The sequence below is a fragment of the Chitinophaga chungangae genome (assembly GCF_017742215.1).
In the GTDB taxonomy this organism is placed as follows: Bacteria; Bacteroidota; Bacteroidia; order Chitinophagales; family Chitinophagaceae; genus Chitinophaga; species Chitinophaga chungangae.
In genome coordinates this window covers 1,358,876-1,376,785 of the sequence record NZ_JAGHKP010000001.1, presented here as the reverse complement: position 1 = coordinate 1,376,785, position 17,910 = coordinate 1,358,876, and the positions used below count along the sequence as shown (strand labels likewise).

15 protein-coding genes are annotated in these 17,910 nt (G+C 54.7%); 7 read left to right on the top strand and 8 right to left on the bottom strand.

The window, feature by feature from the left end:
- Positions 1–22: 22 nt before the first annotated feature.
- A complete protein-coding gene (locus J7I43_RS05815; RefSeq protein ID WP_209144179.1) occupies positions 23–2,410 on the bottom strand; it encodes an ABC transporter permease in 2,388 nt (795 codons plus the stop codon).
- Between the two features lie 172 nt (positions 2,411–2,582).
- Between J7I43_RS05815 and J7I43_RS05810 the strand changes: the two genes are divergently transcribed.
- Together J7I43_RS05810 and J7I43_RS05805 are read left to right on the top strand one after the other, a co-directional pair.
- A complete protein-coding gene (locus tag J7I43_RS05810) occupies positions 2,583–3,791 on the top strand; it encodes an NAD(P)/FAD-dependent oxidoreductase (RefSeq protein WP_209144178.1) in 1,209 nt (402 codons plus the stop codon).
- A gap of 217 nt (positions 3,792–4,008) precedes the next feature.
- Positions 4,009–4,701 carry a DsbA family oxidoreductase gene (locus J7I43_RS05805; protein ID WP_209144176.1) on the top strand — a complete coding sequence of 231 codons (693 nt, stop codon included), beginning with the start codon at positions 4,009–4,011 and terminating at the stop codon, positions 4,699–4,701.
- A gap of 84 nt (positions 4,702–4,785) precedes the next feature.
- Here J7I43_RS05805 and J7I43_RS05800 read toward each other — a convergent pair whose 3' ends face one another.
- Positions 4,786–5,280: an outer membrane beta-barrel protein gene (locus tag J7I43_RS05800; RefSeq protein ID WP_209144174.1), complete on the bottom strand. Its 495-nt coding sequence runs from the start codon at positions 5,278–5,280 to the stop codon at positions 4,786–4,788.
- Between the two features lie 176 nt (positions 5,281–5,456).
- Between J7I43_RS05800 and J7I43_RS05795 the strand changes: the two genes are divergently transcribed.
- A complete protein-coding gene (locus J7I43_RS05795) occupies positions 5,457–6,623 on the top strand; it encodes a DUF2341 domain-containing protein (RefSeq protein ID WP_209144172.1) in 1,167 nt (388 codons plus the stop codon).
- On the opposite strand, the gene J7I43_RS05790 is transcribed toward J7I43_RS05795, so the two are convergent.
- Positions 6,620–8,278, bottom strand: a complete 1,659-nt coding sequence (locus tag J7I43_RS05790; RefSeq protein ID WP_209144170.1) for an FAD-dependent oxidoreductase — start codon at positions 8,276–8,278, stop codon at positions 6,620–6,622. The genes J7I43_RS05795 and J7I43_RS05790 overlap by 4 nt on opposite strands.
- A gap of 62 nt (positions 8,279–8,340) precedes the next feature.
- On the bottom strand, positions 8,341–8,850 hold the full coding sequence (locus tag J7I43_RS05785; protein WP_209144168.1) for a DUF4251 domain-containing protein: 510 nt from the start codon (positions 8,848–8,850) through the stop codon (positions 8,341–8,343).
- A gap of 161 nt (positions 8,851–9,011) precedes the next feature.
- On the opposite strand from J7I43_RS05785, the gene J7I43_RS05780 reads away from it, so the two are divergent.
- The 3 genes from J7I43_RS05780 to J7I43_RS05770 are packed head-to-tail and all read left to right on the top strand — an operon-like array spanning position 9,012 to position 12,148.
- Positions 9,012–9,326, top strand: coding sequence for a hypothetical protein (locus tag J7I43_RS05780; protein WP_209144167.1), 315 nt, complete (start codon positions 9,012–9,014; stop codon positions 9,324–9,326).
- A 44-nt stretch (positions 9,327–9,370) separates the two neighbouring features.
- Entirely contained in the window at positions 9,371–10,447 is a 1,077-nt protein-coding gene (gene dinB / locus J7I43_RS05775) for a DNA polymerase IV (RefSeq protein ID WP_209144165.1), read from the top strand.
- A 57-nt stretch (positions 10,448–10,504) separates the two neighbouring features.
- Positions 10,505–12,148, top strand: coding sequence for a glycoside hydrolase family 32 protein (locus J7I43_RS05770; RefSeq protein ID WP_209144162.1), 1,644 nt, complete (start codon positions 10,505–10,507; stop codon positions 12,146–12,148).
- 65 nt (positions 12,149–12,213) lie between these two features.
- On the opposite strand, the gene J7I43_RS05765 is transcribed toward J7I43_RS05770, so the two are convergent.
- Positions 12,214–13,743 carry a S10 family peptidase gene (locus J7I43_RS05765; RefSeq protein ID WP_209144160.1) on the bottom strand — a complete coding sequence of 510 codons (1,530 nt, stop codon included), beginning with the start codon at positions 13,741–13,743 and terminating at the stop codon, positions 12,214–12,216.
- Between the two features lie 186 nt (positions 13,744–13,929).
- Here J7I43_RS05765 and J7I43_RS05760 point away from each other — a divergent pair, with 186 nt between their 5' ends.
- Entirely contained in the window at positions 13,930–14,277 is a 348-nt protein-coding gene (locus J7I43_RS05760) for a hypothetical protein (RefSeq protein WP_209144158.1), read from the top strand.
- A 98-nt stretch (positions 14,278–14,375) separates the two neighbouring features.
- Here J7I43_RS05760 and J7I43_RS05755 read toward each other — a convergent pair whose 3' ends face one another.
- Genes J7I43_RS05755 through J7I43_RS05745 form a run of 3 tightly spaced genes read right to left on the bottom strand, consistent with a single transcriptional unit; the run spans position 14,376 to position 17,907 of the window.
- Positions 14,376–16,499, bottom strand: coding sequence for a TIM-barrel domain-containing protein (locus J7I43_RS05755; RefSeq protein WP_209144157.1), 2,124 nt, complete (start codon positions 16,497–16,499; stop codon positions 14,376–14,378).
- A 60-nt stretch (positions 16,500–16,559) separates the two neighbouring features.
- Complete coding sequence (locus J7I43_RS05750; protein WP_209144155.1) at positions 16,560–17,417, bottom strand: metallophosphoesterase family protein; 858 nt, start codon at positions 17,415–17,417, stop codon at positions 16,560–16,562.
- Positions 17,418–17,427: 10 nt separating this feature from the next.
- Complete coding sequence (locus tag J7I43_RS05745) at positions 17,428–17,907, bottom strand: hypothetical protein (protein WP_209144153.1); 480 nt, start codon at positions 17,905–17,907, stop codon at positions 17,428–17,430.
- Between the last annotated feature and the right edge of the window lie 3 nt (positions 17,908–17,910).

The following is a 17,910-nucleotide window of genomic DNA, read 5'->3' as shown; positions in this document are numbered from 1 at the left end:
TAAATATAAGGAAAACGGGGCTTTATTCGGCCCTGAGCGTATCGGCGGGATTGGCCGTGGCGGCCCTTACGGCCTGGTAACCCACGGTCAGGAAGGCGATCAGCAGCGCAACGGCGCCCGCGGCGGCGAACATCCACCAGCTGAGGTCGATCCGGTATGCAAAATCTTTCAGCCAGGAGCTCATCGCCCACCATGCCAGCGGTACCGCGATGGCCACGGAAATAAGCACCAGCTTGAGAAAACCGCCGGCCAGCAGGGCCGTGATATGCGCGATGGAGGCGCCCAGCACTTTGCGCACGCCAATCTCTTTGGTGCGCTGCTCCGCCGTAAAAGCAGCCAGGCCGAACAGACCCATGCAGGCAATAAAGATCGCCAGGCCTGTGAAAGCCAGGAACAGCCGGCGTTGCGTGTTTTCCAGGCGGTATTGCCGGGAAAAATTTTCGTCGAGGAATTGGTACGACAGCGGGTAATTTTTTTCGAAAGCCGCGTACACTTTTTCGATATGCCGCAAGGCTTCCGGGATGTGCGTTTTGTCGAGGCGCAGGTACAGGTTGTCTTCCATCGTCGTCTCCGGCGCCATCAGCATGGCCATCGGCGCGATCTTGTGTTGCAGCGAATAGGTATGAAAATCTTTTACCACGCCGATAATACGCCTGCTAAGCACCATGGTGTCCACGTCGAATTGCAGCACCTCTCCCACGGGATCGTCGAACCCGAGGGCCTTTGCCATCGTCTCGTTGATCAGCATGGCGGTGTAACGCTCTCCCGGCTTGTTTATGCTGAAATTACGCCCTTTTACGACCGGAATGTCCATCGTTTCCAGGAAACGTTCATCCACCATCATTTCTTTTGTATTCACGGATGACTGCAGCTCGCCGTTTTTTGTCGCCTTGAAGCCGTTGCCGCCGAGATTATTGCCGCCGATGGGATTGCTCACGGCGGACACATTCAGTACGTACGGGTTTTTCATCAGCTGCTCCCGCAAAGCCGGGATGCGCCCGCGCAGCGTTTCGTCGTGCAGGTGAAAGGTGAGCACCTGGTCTTTGGCGAAACCAAGGTCTTTCCCGCTCACAAACATCATCTGCCGCCAGGTAACGATAGATGCCGCGATAAGCGCCACCGCCACGGCAAACTGGAACGTGACCAGCACCCTGCGGAAACCTGCGTTGCCAAAACGCATGCTCATCCTGCCTTTCAGCGCGGTAATGGTTTCGAAGCCGGCCATGAACAGCGCGGGGTATGCGCCCGCGGCAAGACCGGTGAACAACGCAAAAACAAATAAAATCAACAGCGTGTACCCGGTACCGTAATTCCAGATGACCAGCTGCATGCCGGAGACAGCATTAAACGCCGGCAGCGACACAGACACCAACACGGCGGCCAGCACAGCGGCGGTGAACGTTATCAGCACAGATTCCGTCAGGAAAAGCCGCGCGATCTGTCCCCTGCCCGAGCCCAGCGATTTGCGCACGCCCACTTCCCGCACCCGCACGGATGCGCGCGCGGTGGAAATGTTCATGTAGTTGATGCAGGCGATCAGCAGGATCAGCGCCGCAATAAGGGAAAAAATATACACGACCCGGATATTCCCGTTCGCGCTGATCTCATAGTCCAGGTGTGATTGCAAATGAATATCCTTTAAAGGCTGCAGCTCGAAATGAAAATCCACGCCTTCGCCCATATGCGGTTGCAGGTATTTCGGGTAAAAGCCTTGCAACTTCGATTCCAGCGATTTTATATCCGCTTCGGGGCGCAGCAGCAGGTACGTGTAAATGCTGAAAGATTGCCAGCCCGCCGTAAAATCCGCCGGCATGGAACGCAACGCTTCGAAATGCAGGTGCGACTGCCCCGGCGCATCTTTCATTACACCGGTAACCGTTTCGGCGTAGTTCCGGTCCCAGGTCACTGTTTTGCCCAGGGCCTGCAAGGGGTCGCCGAAAAGTTTGCGGGCGAGGCTTTCGGAAAGCACCACGGAACGCGGCGTTTTCAGCGCGGTAGCCTCATCGCCCGCCAGCAGCGGGAACGTGAAGATGTTGAGAAAAGTGCTGTCCGCAAAAATGGCCGCGGGCACTTCCAGCCTGCGCTCCCCGTTGCCCAGCAAACCGCCGGCTTCGCCGCTCACCCGCGTAAATGAAACAATCTCCGGGTAATCCTGCTGCAGCACGGGGCCGAAATTAAAGGAAGAAGTAGCGAGGTTCAGTTTGCCCCCCTCCCAACTGGCATGGCTGGCAAGGCGGCAGATCCGGTCCGCATTCCTGTGAAACCGTTCATACCCCAGTTCGTGGCCCACGTACAGGAGCAATACCCAGCAGGCGGCAAGGCCGATGGCGAGGCCTGCCAGGTTGATGACGGTGTAAGTGCGGAATTTCCAGCAATTACGGAGCGCTATTTTGAAATGGTTGCGGAACATGCGGTACAGATTTTGTGTTGATGATGTAATGGTGCCATAAAATCGTACCACCGTCACATTTATTGGGTATCAATGTTTTAGGAACGGGGCACCGTTCACTTTCAGCACAGGGGCGTCCGTTTCCGGACGGCTCAAATGTAGCGGTAATTCCTAAGTTTTAAATCACCTGCTTGTGGACCTCAATTCCGGTTATCCTTTTTCGCTGGTCAAAAACGGGCTTCCGTACGAATATCCAAAACTGGACCGGGATATACGTACGGCCGTTACCGTTATAGGCGCGGGCGTTTCCGGCGCGCTCACCGCGTACGCACTGGTGAACGCGGGGCTGGAATGCACCGTGGCGGATGCGCGCACCGTGGGCCTGGGCAGCACCTGCGCCAGCACTTCCCTCCTTCAGTACGAAATAGACGTGCCGCTGACGCAGCTCACGGAAAAGATCGGGAAAACGGGCGCGGAAAGAGCTTATGCGCTTTGCGCGGCGTCTGTCGGCGAACTGGAAAGGACCGTAAAAAAGTTAAAAGAACCGTTGTTCGAGCGTAAAGACAGCCTGCTGCTGGCATCGTTCAAAAAAGACCTGCCGATGCTCAAAAAAGAATACGAAGCCCGTCTCGCCATGGGCCTCGAAGTGGAATGGTGGAGCGCCGCCACGCTGAAAAACAAAATGGGCCTCAACAACCCGGGTGCCATCCGGAGCGCCACTGCCGCGCAAACGGACGCTTACCTGCTTACGCATGCCCTGCATCAGCACAACATCCGCAAAGGCGCGCGGGTATTCGACCGCACGTTGGTGAAAAATATCCGCTTCCATAAAAACGGCGCGGAATTGCTTACGGACGGCGGCCCGGTGATCCGCACCCGGCACATCGTGATCGCCACCGGGTACGAAGCGCTGCAATATGTGCCCGCCGGGATCGTGAAACTGCAGTCCACTTACGCCATCGCCAGCGACCACCGCGAGAGCGGGCCGGCCTGGTACCGCGATAGCCTCATATGGGAAACCAAACAGCCTTACCTGTACATGCGCACCACGCCGGACGGCCGCATTATCGCCGGCGGGCGCGACGAAGATTATTACAACCCGCACCGGCGCGATAAACTGCTCAAACTGAAAGCCCGTCAGCTTGAAAAAGACGTGCAGAAAAGGTTCCCGCAGCTCGGCTTCCGGCAGGAGTTTGCCTGGACGGGCACTTTCGGCAATACGCAGGACGGCCTGCCCTACATCGGCGAATATTCCAAAATGCCGCATACTTATTTCGCACTCGGTTTCGGCGGCAACGGCATTACTTTCAGCCAGATCGCCGCGGAGGTCGTTTGTAAGCTGGTACAGGGCAAAAAATGCCCGGATGCGGAACTGTTCTCCTTCAACCGTTTCAAAGGTTAAGAAAACATCTGCCGGCGCCTGAAGCCCGGTTAACAGCGGGCGGGCAAAGATCACAGCCAGTAATAAGGCCAGGCAACGTAAACGATCATTTCAACGCATTATCTATACACCGCAAATGCGCTTACCGGTAAGTAAGTGCCTCGCACTGCCCGCATGACACGGCGCTGACAACCAGGCGCCGCTTATTCCGTAAATTTGTGCCTTAAATTTAGCGCGTATGAAGATCGATATCTGGTCGGATGTGGCCTGCCCCTTCTGTTACATCGGCAAACGCCATTTGGAAGCGGCATTGGAGCAATTTCCCAACAGCAAAGACGTACAGGTTACCTGGCACAGCTTCGAGCTGGACCCTTCCGCAAAAACGGAGTATGAAGAAGACCATTACCAGCTGCTCGCCAACAAATACGGCATGAGCCGCGAACAGGCCGAGGCCAACAGCGAACGCGTAAGCGCTTCCGGCAAGGCGGTGGGGATTGATTTTGACTTCGACAAAGTAAAACATACCAATACCTTCAACGCGCACCGGCTTATTCAGCTGGCGCACAAAGAAGGCAAACAGGATGAAATGGAAGAGCGCCTGTTCAAGGCTTATTTCACCGAAGGCAAACACATCGGCGACCCGGCGGTTTTACAAACTATTGCCGCCGAAGCCGGGTTGGACGCGTCTTCCCTGTTCAACGGCAACGCCTTTACCGACGAAGTGCGCAAAGACGAAGCGGAAGCACAGGGCCTTAACATCCGTGGCGTTCCGTTCTTTGTGTTCGACATGAAATACGCCATTTCCGGCGCGCAACCGGTGGACGTGTTCACCCAAACGCTGCAGAAAGTGTGGGAAGAAAACCACCCGAAAAATATTACGCCCGTTGGCGGAGAAGGCGGTGTTTGTGAAGACGGCGCCTGCAACGTCTGAACAGGTCTTTCATAAAAACGAAAACCTCCTGCGGCAAGCGCTTGCGCCGGCCGCAGAAGGTTTTTTTATTGTTCTGAAAGTTCGTTAGAAATTATACCCGGCCTTCAGCCCGAAGAAACTCATGGTGCCTTCGCGGAACCATGCTTCGTATTTGGCGGCCACGTCCAGCCCCAATACCCTGATGCCCACGCCGGGCGCAACGATAAAAGCGGAACCGGTGATATTGCTGTTCACAAAGTTCGCCGCGCCGCTTTCAACTTTCACATACAGGATGGAAACCAGTTTGTATTTCAGGCCCACCCTTACCGGGATCGCCGCGATCTTGTCGTACTCCACATTGTTCACCGTATTACCGCCAAACTGCATGTAACCGACGGAGCCCGTTACGCCAAAACCCGCCACCAGTTTAATATCTGCATTCAGACCGGCGCCCCAGCCCGTGTTATGCGTATCTTTTAAGTCCCCTACCGGGAAACCTGCTTCCACGTATGGCCCGATACTGAAGCGTTTTAATTGCGCCTGCGTGGCCACGCTGCATACCAGCAGCAAAGCGATAAACAGTGAGATCTTGTTTTTCATTTTCAGGATTTGAATGGTAAAAATCAGAATGATTTGGGTGGTTAATCGTATACCGAAATTATTACTTATTTCGCACACAACCCAAAATAAACCAAACGATTACACGTTATGCAGCTTCCTTTTGGCGCAACTGCCGATTACCTGATTTTTTGTATCTTCCGCTTATGCCCGCTGTTATGAAACACCTGCCGTTACCCTTGTTTTTCTGCTGCTTTTTCGCATCCGCCCGCGCCCAGCCTGCCGCTCAATGGCCCTGGTCCTGCACGGTCACGATCAACACCACGCTTTCCGGCGGCAACGTGCAGGGCGACGTGGATAATTACCCGCTTGCCGTACAGCTGAACGCAGATAATTTCGATTTTTCCAAAGCCCGCGCCAACGGCGCAGACGTAAGGTTTTCCGCCACGAAAAACGGCCCTTTCCTGCCGCACAGCATCGAGTGGTGGGACCCGGTGAACAAAAAGGCGCTCGTATGGGTGAAAGTGCCCCTCGTAAAAGGCAACACCGATCAGCAATCGATCTTTATGCACTGGGGCAACGAGCGCGCGCAGGCGGAAGATCATGCTGCTGAAATATTTTCAGTGAAGGAAGGTTTCACCGGCGTATGGCATCTCAACGAGCCGGGCAATACGCTGCCCGACGGATATAAAGACGCTACCTCCAACGCCGCGCATGCCACCGGCGTGAACATGCGGCCCGTTTGTTCGGTAGACGGCCCGCTGGGCAAGGCGCAGCAGTTTAATTACCAGCATCGCCAATGGATCAAAATAGACAACGAAAAACGCAAGCTCTTCGATCTCACTCAACATCTTACTTTTTCCATCTGGGCGCTGGCTGAATCGTACCCGAACAAAGGCGACGAAAACAAACGCGTGCTGCCCGGCTACGAAACCATGTTCGCCAAAGGCGACAACAGCTGGCGGTTGCAGAAATTCGGCATCCGCAACTGGCACCAGCCCGAAGCGGAACTGATCGAAGTGTGCGTGGAAAGTGCCAGCCCGCGCGGCGATCTCTGCGTGGCAGGCCGCACCGATATGAAAACGAGGCAATGGTATCACATCACCGGCGTGCACGATTATCCTTACGTAAAACTGTACGTGAACGGCGTGCTGGACAAAACGGAAAAGTTCGACACCGAATGGAAAACCGACGACCACCCCGTGGGGATCGGCAACCAAAGCCAGTTTCCCGAAAAAGGCGGCCGCAACTGGGATGGCGTGCTCGATGAAGCGCGCGTGCTCAGCGTTTCCAAAAACGAATACTGGATCAAACTCGATTATGAAAGCCAGCGGCCCGGAAGCAGGCTGCTGCGGTTCGGAAAGGCGGAGAAAAAAACGTTTTAACCGCCGTCCGCCATCGTGAGTGCCGCGATGTACCCGAACGTCATGGCCGGGCCGATGGTAGCGCCCGCGCCGGCGTAACTGCGGCCCATTACAGACGCCGCATTATTTCCCGCCGCGAACAATCCTTCTATCACGCTGCCGTCTGCCCGCAACACGCGCGCATGTTCGTCCGTTACCAACCCTCCTTTCGTACCAAGATCCCCCGGCACCATTTCAACAGCGTAAAACGGCGGTTTGTCCACCGGCGCGAGGCATGGGTTGGGCTTAATCCGCGGGTCGCCGTAATAGCGGTCGTAAGCCGATTCCCCGCGATGAAAATCCTCGTCGATCCCTTTGCGCGCCATGTCGTTGAAGCGCCGCAGCGTATTCACCAGGTTTTCTTCGGGGATGTTGATGCGCCGGGCAAGCTCGTCCACCGTATCGGCCTTTATAATGATCTTTTCCCGGAAATATGCTTTCGGCACTTTCTGCCGGGGAAACATGCCGAGGAAAAGATACCGGTTGCGGAAACGCTGGTCCATGATGAAAAAACAGGGGATATGCTGAATGCCTTTGGCGTTGAGGCGATACATGTCGTGCACCACATCGGTGTATGCGGCGGCTTCGTTGGTGAATCTTTCGCCGCTGTGGTTCACCATGATGGAACCCGGCTGCGAGCGTTCAGCCACGCAGAAAAACGGCTCCCCGCCCGGCGTCCGGACGGATGGGCCCCACCATGCATCGTCCATCAGCGACAATGCGGCGCCCGCTTCGAGGCCCGCGCGGTGACCGTCTCCCGTATTGCCGGGCGAGCCCAGCGTCCATTCCGTGGTTTCGGGCGCGGGCATAAATTCGCGCCGCATGTGCAGGTTGCGCTCGAAGCCGCCTGCCGCCAGCAATACGCCACGGCTGGCGCGCAATGTCAGTTCTTCCCCATTCCTTTCCACCACAATGCCCACTACTTTTTCATCTTCCATAACGAGGCGTTTCATCGGCGAGCCCAGCCACAAGGGAATATCAGCTTCTTTTATGCTTAAACGCAGGCGGCCCGCAAGCGCCTGGCCGAGGCTCAGCATTTTTTTCCCGGCGATCTTACTGCCAATGGCGCGAAATGTTACTTTCACGGCGGTACCAAAACCTTTCCAGGTGCGGAAGGCCATGTTCATGCGGTTAAATTCGGCGGAATTGAAGGAAAGGCCCATGGGAATGGGCACTACGGGCGGGTTTAACAGCGCAAGGTCTTCTTCCAGCAAAGCGCCGTTAAACAAATACGGCTCGATGGTACGGCCGGCTGCAAGCCCGCCGGGCCTTTCAGGGTAATAATCGGCGTAACCGCGGGCGTAGGAAAAACGCATGTGACGGGTATGCGCCCGCAGGAAAGCAAGCATGGCGGGGCCATGGGAAAGAAAAGCGGATTTATTGGCGTCCGGTGCGGCGTTGCCGGCAACGGCATCGAGATAGGTGCGGGCATTCTGCGGATCGTCGTGTATGCCTTCCCGTTGCAGCACATAATTGTTCGGCACCCAAATGCCGCCGCCGGAGCGGGCGGTAGAGCCGCCGAAATATTGTTCCTTTTCCACAACGAGCACTTTCAGCCCCTCATGATGCGCCTTGAGCGCGGCCGTCATGCCCGCGGCGCCGGAGCCCACGATAATTACGTCAAATGACTGTTCCATGCCTGTACAACAATGTCCGTTTTGATGTTAAGGCGGGATATACAGGACCGGTTAACGGGTGATCATTTCTTTTTGTTTTTCCGCGGCCGCTTTTCGGTGATCACGCCGTTGTACGAAATAGGCTGCCGGTTAGTGCTGGTGACCTGGAGGCTGGCATACCCGTTGTCTGACACGCTGAGCGAAAATTGCTGCACGTCCTGCACGTCTTTCGGTTTGATGACAATATCCCACCCGCCGTTACGCCCGGGCTTTTCGTCGTATTCGAATTGCTGCGAAATAAACTGGATGCCGCCCTGCGAGGGGTTGATGGGCGCGGAATAAGCGCGTCCGAAATAAGGCAGGAAAGAATTGATCGTATCCTTCGACACCGTTACATCGTAATTATCGCCCGTAACCTGGCGCGTGCGGCCGCTCATGGGCAATACCGCCTGCACCTGGAACACATAGTTCCGGCTTTCGATCAGCTGCTTTATTTTCTCCGGGCTATCCGCCGAAGCTGCCTGCTGCGTGCCCGAGCACCCGAAACCGGCCAGAACGATGGCGCATAACGGTATAAGTTTCAACCATTTCATATGCTGAAGATTTACTACCATAAAACAAAACACAGGCCATAATGTTGAAAACCTTCCGCCGTTTCACAATCAGGCAGTTACAACTATTCAACGCCAAATGAACGCAGCTTATGATATTTTTATTATATTGTTTAACATATCCTAAAACAATACCATACACTATGATCTTACTTACGTTGTTCGTTGCCGGAGCCGCTATCTTCTTTGTGGCCCATGTTCTTTTATTGTTCACCTCATTTGGAAAATTCGATTACAGCCGGACAAAATATCTCTGGTCGCATCTCACGTTGTGGATCTGCGGCATCCTGCTATTCACGGCCACATCGATGTACGCGGGCAAAGGCGTTTCGCCCGTCCTCGACGTGTTCGATACGCGGGTGAAACAATTACTGATCCCCGGGGTGGTGATCGTGCTTTCCATCGCGGCGCACACGATCGTGAAGCTGCTGGTGATGCCGAAGTATCAAAGCCGGTAAGCTCCCCTGCTCCCGCTGCTCCGATTGTTACGTATATTGCATGCATGGCCGTGCGCAAGATTATTCACATAGACATGGATGCGTTTTATGCGTCGGTGGAGCAGCGGGACAATCCTGACTACCGCGGGAAAGCCATTGCCGTGGGCGGCTCGCCCGAAGGGCGTGGCGGCGTGGTGGCCACGGCCAGTTATGAAGCCCGCAAATACGGCGTCCGTTCGGCGATGCCATCCAAAAGAGCATTGCAGCTTTGCCCTCACATCATTTTCGTATATCCCCGGTTTGCCGTTTACCGCGAAGTAAGCCAGCACGTGCGCGAAATCTTCAGCCGTTACACCGATCTCATCGAGCCCCTTTCCCTGGACGAAGCCTATCTTGACGTGACCGAAGACAAAGCCGGCATCGGCTCGGCCATCGCCATCGCGCAGCAGATCAAACAGGCCATCAGAGAAGAATTGCAGCTGACGGCTTCGGCCGGCGTTTCCATCAATAAATTCGTGGCGAAGATCGCGTCGGACATGCAAAAGCCCGACGGGCTCACATTCATCGCGCCTTCGCAGGTGGAATCGTTTATGGAGAACCTGCCGGTGGAGAAGTTTTTCGGTGTGGGAAAAGTAACGGCGGAAAAAATGAAACGCATGCACCTGCATACCGGCGCCGATCTCAAAAAACTCACAGAAAACGACCTGGTACAACACTTCGGCAAAACCGGCCGGTTTTATTACCGCATCGTGCGGGGAGACGACGACCGGCCCGTGCAGCCGCACCGCGAAACAAAATCCGTTGGCGCGGAAGACACCTTTCCCCACGACCTCACCACCGTAGAAGAAATGTACCCGCAGCTGGAAAAGATCGGGCAAACGGTGGCCAACCGCCTGCAGAAACACCAGCTCAAAGGCAAAACCGTGACCCTCAAGATCAAATACAGCGACTTCCGGCAGATCACCCGCAACCAGTCGCTGCCGCATGGCATCAACGACCTGGAGACCATAGTTTCCACGGCGAAACAATTGCTGCTTAAAACCGAGCCAGACGATGTAAAGATCAGGCTGCTGGGCATTACCCTGTCCAATTTCGGGGAAGACAGGCCCGCGCAGGATTCCCCGCAGCTGTCGTTGTTTTAAACCCGTTTTTATATCTTTAGGAACATTCGCGTTTCAACCTCACCAGATCTATCGCACATGAAAATCGCATTAGCGCTCCTGTTATCCTGCATCGCTTTTACGGCCGCAGCGGCGGATACCACGATCTACATCACCAGGAAATACCTGAACCTCCCTGTATCGCAAAAGCAGGAAAGAGCGGTAATGACTTACAGCGTCGACGGTGCGGAAGAACGACGTTTCGTTATCAGGCTGAGCAAATCGCCGGAATACTGGGTATTTTCCGACGTAAGCGCCTGGCATGGCAAATCCCTCCGCATCAGCTGCAACGGCGACAGCACGGCACTGCGCATGCTTTACCAGGCAGACCGCATTGCCGGTCACGATTCGCTTTACAACGAAAAACGCCGCCCGCAATATCATTTTTCCGCGCGCCGCGGATGGATCAACGATCCTAACGGGCTGGTGTACCACGAAGGGGAATACCATCTTTTTTTCCAGCACAACCCCTTCGAGCGCGAATGGGAAAATATGTCGTGGGGGCATGCCGTGAGCAGGGACCTTGTACATTGGGACGAGCTGCCCGTGGCGCTGCACCCGGACAAGATCGGCACCATGTTTTCCGGCTCCATCGTGATCGACTACGATAACACGTCCGGTTTTGGAGAAGCCGGAAAACCGGCCATGGTAGCGCTTTACACGGCAGACAGCCCGGAGCGCCAGGTGCAATGCGTAGCATACAGTTCCGACAAAGGCCGCACCTGGACGAAATACACGAAAAACCCGGTAATAGATTCGAAAGAAAAATGGGACAGCAAAGACACCCGCGACCCGCGCGTGTTCTGGTACGCGCCCGGCAAACATTGGGTGATGGTATTAAACGAGCGCGACGGCCATTCCATCTACACTTCTTCCAACCTGAAGAAATGGAAATACGAAAGCCATGTGACCGGTTTCTGGGAATGCCCGGATCTTTTTGAACTGGCGGTGGACGGCGATCGGCAGCAAAAGAAATGGGTGATGTACGGCGCGTCCGGCACTTACATGATCGGTAACTTTAACGGGAAAACCTTTACGCCGGAAAGCGGGAAATATTATTACACCACCGGCTCCATTTACGCCGCGCAAACTTTCAGCAACATCCCCGAGGCGGACGGGCGGAGGATACAGATCGGCTGGGGCCGCATACAGCAGCGCGGCATGCCTTTCAACAACATGATGCTGCTGCCCACCGAGCTTACCCTGCGCAAGACGAAAAACGGCATCCGGCTTTTCAGCGTTCCGGTAAAAGAAACCGAACAATTATTTACATCTGTGGCAAAAATACCGGGAATGTCTACCTCCATCGCGGAAAAACACCTGGCGGTTTCTACTGAAAACGAAATGCGCATGAAAATAAAGTTCCGGCTGAACCATGCTACAGAAGGGGGTTTGAGCCTGCTGGGCCAGCGCATTCTAACTTATAACATGAACTTCAATACCATCAACGGCGTGTTCTATTCGCCGGAAGACCCTACCAGCATGGAAATCACCGCCGATATTTACATAGACCGGTCGTCCGTTGAAGTGTTTATAGACGGCGGCGCTTATTCCTATTCCATGGAACGCATGCCGGAAGAAGGATATATGGGGATGCCGTTTAAATTCTTCGGCGCCGTCGATCTTGAATCCATTGAAGTGTTCAGGGCCAACAAGATCTGGCCGCGGAGCGGTTCAAACTGATGTATATAAAACAGGAAGGCCGGACAAACTAAGTCCGGCCTTCCTGTTTATGCGATCTTTTACGGTTAGTATTTCGCTGCCTGTCCCGCTTTGGGAATGGCTTTGAGGATGAACTCGCGCAGATGATCGTTGCTGGTGGCCAGATCGTCTTTGCGCAGGTACATCATATGCCCGCTGCGGTAGCCTTCCCAGGACAAACGGTCTTTCATCCTGCCGCTGGGATCGAGCTGCCACATGCTGTATTTCGCGTTGAAATAATCGCAGGCGCCGTCGTAATACCCGCTCTGGATCATTACGTGCAGGTAGGGGTTTTGCGCCATGGCCTGCCGCAGGTTTTCGCCGGTGCGGTTGCCGTTGTTGTCCCAGGGGAATACGGGGCCGAACATGTAATATTTCAGGTCTGTCTTGTATTTCAGCTCTTCGCGCAGGTACATGTTGATGGCGGGCGTGAAGGAATGCAGCCATGATGTAAGCTCTGCGTTGAAATCCGGCCTTTCGCCGCCGTCTCTCCGGTCGATGCCGAGGTAGCGGGAATCGAGGCGGCCGATGGTATAGCCGCGGTCGCGGAGCAGTTCTTTCCAGAACAGGTTCGTGGAAATATCGAGGTTGTTTTGCAGCACCACTTTTTCGGGCAGGCCGGAATAACGGGCCACTTTCGCCGCTATTTCCTTTTTCTTCGCATCGCTGATAAAACCGCCTTCGGCGAGCGCGGGCAGGTATTCTTTGATCGTGAAGGTTTCCACTTCCGGCAGCATGGCGGTAAGGTCTTTCTGCTGCAGGTCAGAAGCCAGGGCTTTGTGATACCAGGCGGTGGCCGCGTAATAAGGCAGCCTCAAAGCCGCTTCCGCCGGGCCGCTGCGCTCGATGCCCAAATCCGTGGGCGATACCAGCACTACGCCGTTCACATAGATCCATTGCGCGTTCATCAGCTCCAGCGCCAGGCCTGATACGCGGGTAGTGCCATAGCTCTCGCCCACGAGGTATTTGGGCGAAGCCCAGCGTTTATAACGGGAAATAAAAGTATTGATCCATTCGGCGAGGTATTTAACATCCTGGTTCACACCGAAGAATTTGGAACCGGGCACGTCTTTGCCGGCAGTGCGGGAAAAACCGGTATTCACGGGGTCGATGTACACGATGTCCGCCACGTCGAGGATGGAGTGCGGATTGTCTTTCAGGCCGTAAGGCTGCACGGGGTAACCTTCGTCGTCGATCTTCAGCACGCGCGGGCCGGTATAACCGATCTGCATCCATACGGAAGCCGTTCCGGGGCCGCCGTTGAAGGAGAATACAAGCGGGCGGGCGTCCTGGTCGGCCACGCCGGTCCTTTCAAAATAAGTATAAAAAACGCCGGCGATGGTCTTCCCTTCTTCGTCCCACACGGGCAGCGAGCCGGCGGTTACTTTATAAGGCACGCGCTGGCCTTTGATGGTCACTTCATGATTGGTGGTAACGGCGGCGTCGATCTTCAGCGCGCGGGTGGCGCCGGACTGGGCATAGAATTTTCCATCTGAAGAATCGGGTTTCTGGGCCGGTTTCTGGGCATATAGGCTGATGCAGCCAAGCAGGAGGGCTGCGGTAAGGATGTTTCTCATATTTTAAACATATCAATAAATCTTAAATCCGCATAAAAATTATGATCTGCTGTAAAAAGTTTCCAAACCTCAAACACATTAATATTATTTCTATCCATCGTTTTTTAATGATATCAAATAAAAAATAGCGCTAAAAAGGATAAATACATATCATTTTCCATTAACCCAGATCATTATTTTGTGAAAATGAAAACACTTCTCCTTTTTCTTGCACTTCACCCTTCAGACACTACCGTTAAAAAACAGCGCGCTTTCTCCGCAGGGCTCGAAGGCGCTGCGGCGGTATCCGTAGGCAACCAGATCGTTTCCGTGAATGTGGGCGGCCCGAACCTCCGGCTGAAGCTCAGCCCTAAATGGGCGGTAGGCGTTTGCGCCGTACCGTCGCTGTTTATTTACAAAGGTAAAGCGGAGCCCAAGCTGGGACTGGCGCCCAGGCTCGATTACGGCAAATGGCTGCTGCAGGCGCCCGGTTTTTACATGGCCAAAACCGAAAAATGGGCATGGACGTTCGGTCTTGGTTACAAATTCATGTAACCCCTTTAGAAATTCCCTGAAAACGTTATGGAGTAGGTGCAAAAAACGGTTGCGGCCGGCGGGCCGCAACCGTACCGGGACTGTATTGTCTTTGATTGTTATTTGGTCATGAACGTCCAGCTTATCTTTTTCTGGTAGCCGAACGGTTTGCCGGTTTGCGGCGCGCTCATCGTGCCTTTGCCGGCGCCGGCCTTCAGCATTACGCGGCTGAAAGCGCCTTTTTCGAAATCGAAGCTCACGCCATCGTCGTCGTACAGCTCAAACGTACCGGGTGCGGAGCCATACACACGTACTTCCAGCGGCAGCACCTCTCCTGCTTTCGGGGCCTGCCTGCGCGCGGGGATCATGGGTATGATGCCGCCATCGCGCACGTACAGCGGTATTTTGTCCAGCTCGGCGGTTACGGTGATCACCTCGTCTTCCCCCGCCAGTTTGCCGGTATAAAAGTCGTACCACTTGCCTTTCGGCAGGTATACCTTGCGGCTTTTCTGTTCGGCGAAAAAAGGCGCCACGATGAGATTGTCGCCCATCATGTATTGATCCTTCAGGTCGGAGCGGGTTTTGGCTTCGTATGGGTTGAGCGTTGCGTCCAGCTTGCCGCCGCTTACCTGCGGGGTGTACGCGAAACCGTCCACGAGGTTCATGGAGCGGAAAGGCGGTTTTCCTTCGAAATGATACTGCGCAAAAGTGGAATACAGGTAAGGCAGGAGGCGCATGCGCAGCATGGCTACGTCCTGCACGGCTTTTTCCACTTCGGGGAACGACCAGGGTTTGGTGCCGTCTGCCCAGGCGTTGAGCATGGCCATGGGCGAAAAACAAACGCTTTGCATTCTTCTCACCCACTCTTCCGCGCTTTTGGAAGCGCGCACTTCGGGCGTCCACAACACGCCGATGAAGCTGCTGTTGACGAGCGCGGTGATGAAGTCGGGATGCGAATAATAATCGTTGTAGATCACGTAGGGAAAGTTGCTGGCGCCGGCGTTGGAAGCCCTTACCAGTCCGTATGTGCGGCGGTTCTGTTCGCGGAACCATTCGTCCGTCATTTTCTGCATGGCGATGCCGTAGATCTGCCGCATCTGCTCGGCGCTGGTGCCGGAGGGGAACGTGGCCACGTCCGGCCAGAGCCATTTGTCGTACCCGTCGTTTTCGTCTATTTTATAACCGCTAACGCCGAGGGATATATGATTTTTGATGAAATGTTCCTTGAACAGCTGCCGCGCTTCGGGCATGGTAAAATCCGCCACGATGCCGTTCCACACCGTATGGCTGCCGGAAAACGGTTTCACTTTGGGATAGAGCGAGCTTTTGGGCGACACGTACGGGTTCAGCCAGAGATTGGCGCGCACGCCTTTGGCCATCAGGTCGTTGATGAAGCCCTGTGGGTCGGGGAAACGTTTGCTGTCCCACTCGAAGGTGCAGGGATACGCCATGGAATGCCAGCCCGGCTCTACGCCGATGAAGTCCAGCGGGAAGTTGTGCTTTTCGAATTCGGCGGCTTCGCGGAGAATGTCTGCCTGCGAATACAATGTGGGCACCCTTTGCGTAAAACCCAGGCCCCATTTGGGCGGAAGGTAACCGCCGCCGTTGAACAGGTTGTAGCGCTGCACGGCGTTCATGGCAGTGGGGCCGCCGAAGATATAGATATCGGCGCCCGCGGCGGGCACAAGTATTTCCACTGCGTCGGAATAGGGCTGCGAATCCCAGTTTTTGTCGGTATTGCGGTCTTGCAGCTCGGGCGGGTTCTTCGTATCTACGCGCACCGCGGTGCCGGCGTAAACGGTCAGATAACGCGCGGCATCCACCAATACGCCGTATCCCCGGCTGGACACATAAAACGGAACGGGAGCATGCGTGCGCCCGTCGTCTTTCCCGCCGTAGTGGTCCATATGCAGCTGGCTTACCCGGCCGCGCTGGTTCACGGTCTTGAAGTTGAGGCCGAGGCCAAAGAGCTGTTCGTCTCTTTCCAGCGGAAAACGCAGGTACACTTTGCCGTCGCGGTAAGTAACGGCGATGTCTGCCTCCGGCAGCGGGAACGAAGCGGCCGGAAGGGCCTGTAAAGCGGATTTGCCGGCCTTGTTATTGGCCACGCTGAGAAGGGTCACCTTTTCAGGTTGCCCGGCGGTGGCTTTCCAGATGCCGGGCTCTACTTCCTTCCATTGTAATTGCGCCCGTGCGCCCGCGCTGAGCAGCAGGCAAATGAGCACGAAGCGTAGTGTGCACATGTATTTCATATCTCGTGGAAACTTCTGCGCATAAGGTATAAAGGATTTCCTTTACACACTTTATTTTGTCAAAATTGACCCAGTTTCCGCTAAAATATTACTGTTCACCGGCTCTTTCACATCGGGGTTCACCTGGTAACACAGCACTTCGCCGTCTTCCAGCACTTCCACCACGCGGTAGCCGTAATAAGGCGTTCCCCAACTTCCCGCAATGTGGCTGTCGAAGAAATAGTGTTTACCGTCCTTTTCCTTCATGCCGTCTTCCGCATGGTCGTGACCGTGGAACACGGCTTTGAGGTTGGCTTGTTTGCTGAACATCTCCACCAGTTCGGGACAGTCGATGCCGTGCTCCGTCCATTTAATGGGTGTGATGTGCATGATCACGAAAAGGTGTTTTTTGTTTTTGTACATGTCCAGCCGGGCTTTGGTCCAGTCCAGGTCGGGACAGATATATTTCCCTTCCACGTCCGCCGTGTTAAGCACGATAAAACCGCAATCTTCTTTTTCAAAGTCGTGGTGCCAGGCCGTGCCGAAGGTTTTGAGCCATTCGGGCTCGGGGATCATGTCGTGGTTGCCGTGAGACACCACGAAGGGCATGGCAAGCTTGCTCCAGGTGGCTTTCACGTCGGGCAGGAATTTGGGATCGTTGTGAAAAAGGTCGCCGTTGATCACCGCCATATCCAGGCCGCGGCCTTTCTTTTCCTTGTTCAGCCACTTCACCATACGCTGGTGGTTTTCGTAATAAGGCGTTTTAGGCTGGCCGTAATGCCCGTCAGACGCGAGCGCAAAACGGAACTTCACCTTCTTTTTGGCGGGCAGCGTGAAACCTTCGGGGGCAAAGGATTGCAGGGTATTGCCTGCACCGATGAGCACGATGCCCTTCAGGGTCATCTCAAGGAAATTTCTGCGGGAGATCATACGTTGTGGATTAAATAAATGTTAACGCATCGAGCTGTTTACGGTAATCGAACTGCAGGTCTTCGTGCTGGTTTTCTATCGCTTTTTCGATCTTGCGCAGCTGTTGCTGGTAAAGATTCGCCAACTGAACGCTGGCGCCGATCTTTAAGCCGCTGCGGCGCATTTTCTGGCAGAAGAAAAGCAGGAGTTCCGTTTCAGCCTGTTTTGATCCGGTAAATCTAATATGTTTGTTCGTGATGCGGAGAATTTTCCGCAAAGTTTTCTTTGAATGGTACAGGTGCGTGGTGGAAAGGGAATCGAATTCCAGCGCGATGAACTCTTTCACGGAGGCGATATAACCGTCGATACTGTGCGATTCGAACAAAAGATACGTGAGCAGTTCCTTGCTTTCTTTTTTGTATTTGGCCAGTCTCAGGCAAAGCTCCACCAGCTGCGCATGCGGCACGGCGGCCAGTTCCTTTTTCAGTTCGTTGATGGTGGCGGTCTTCATTTC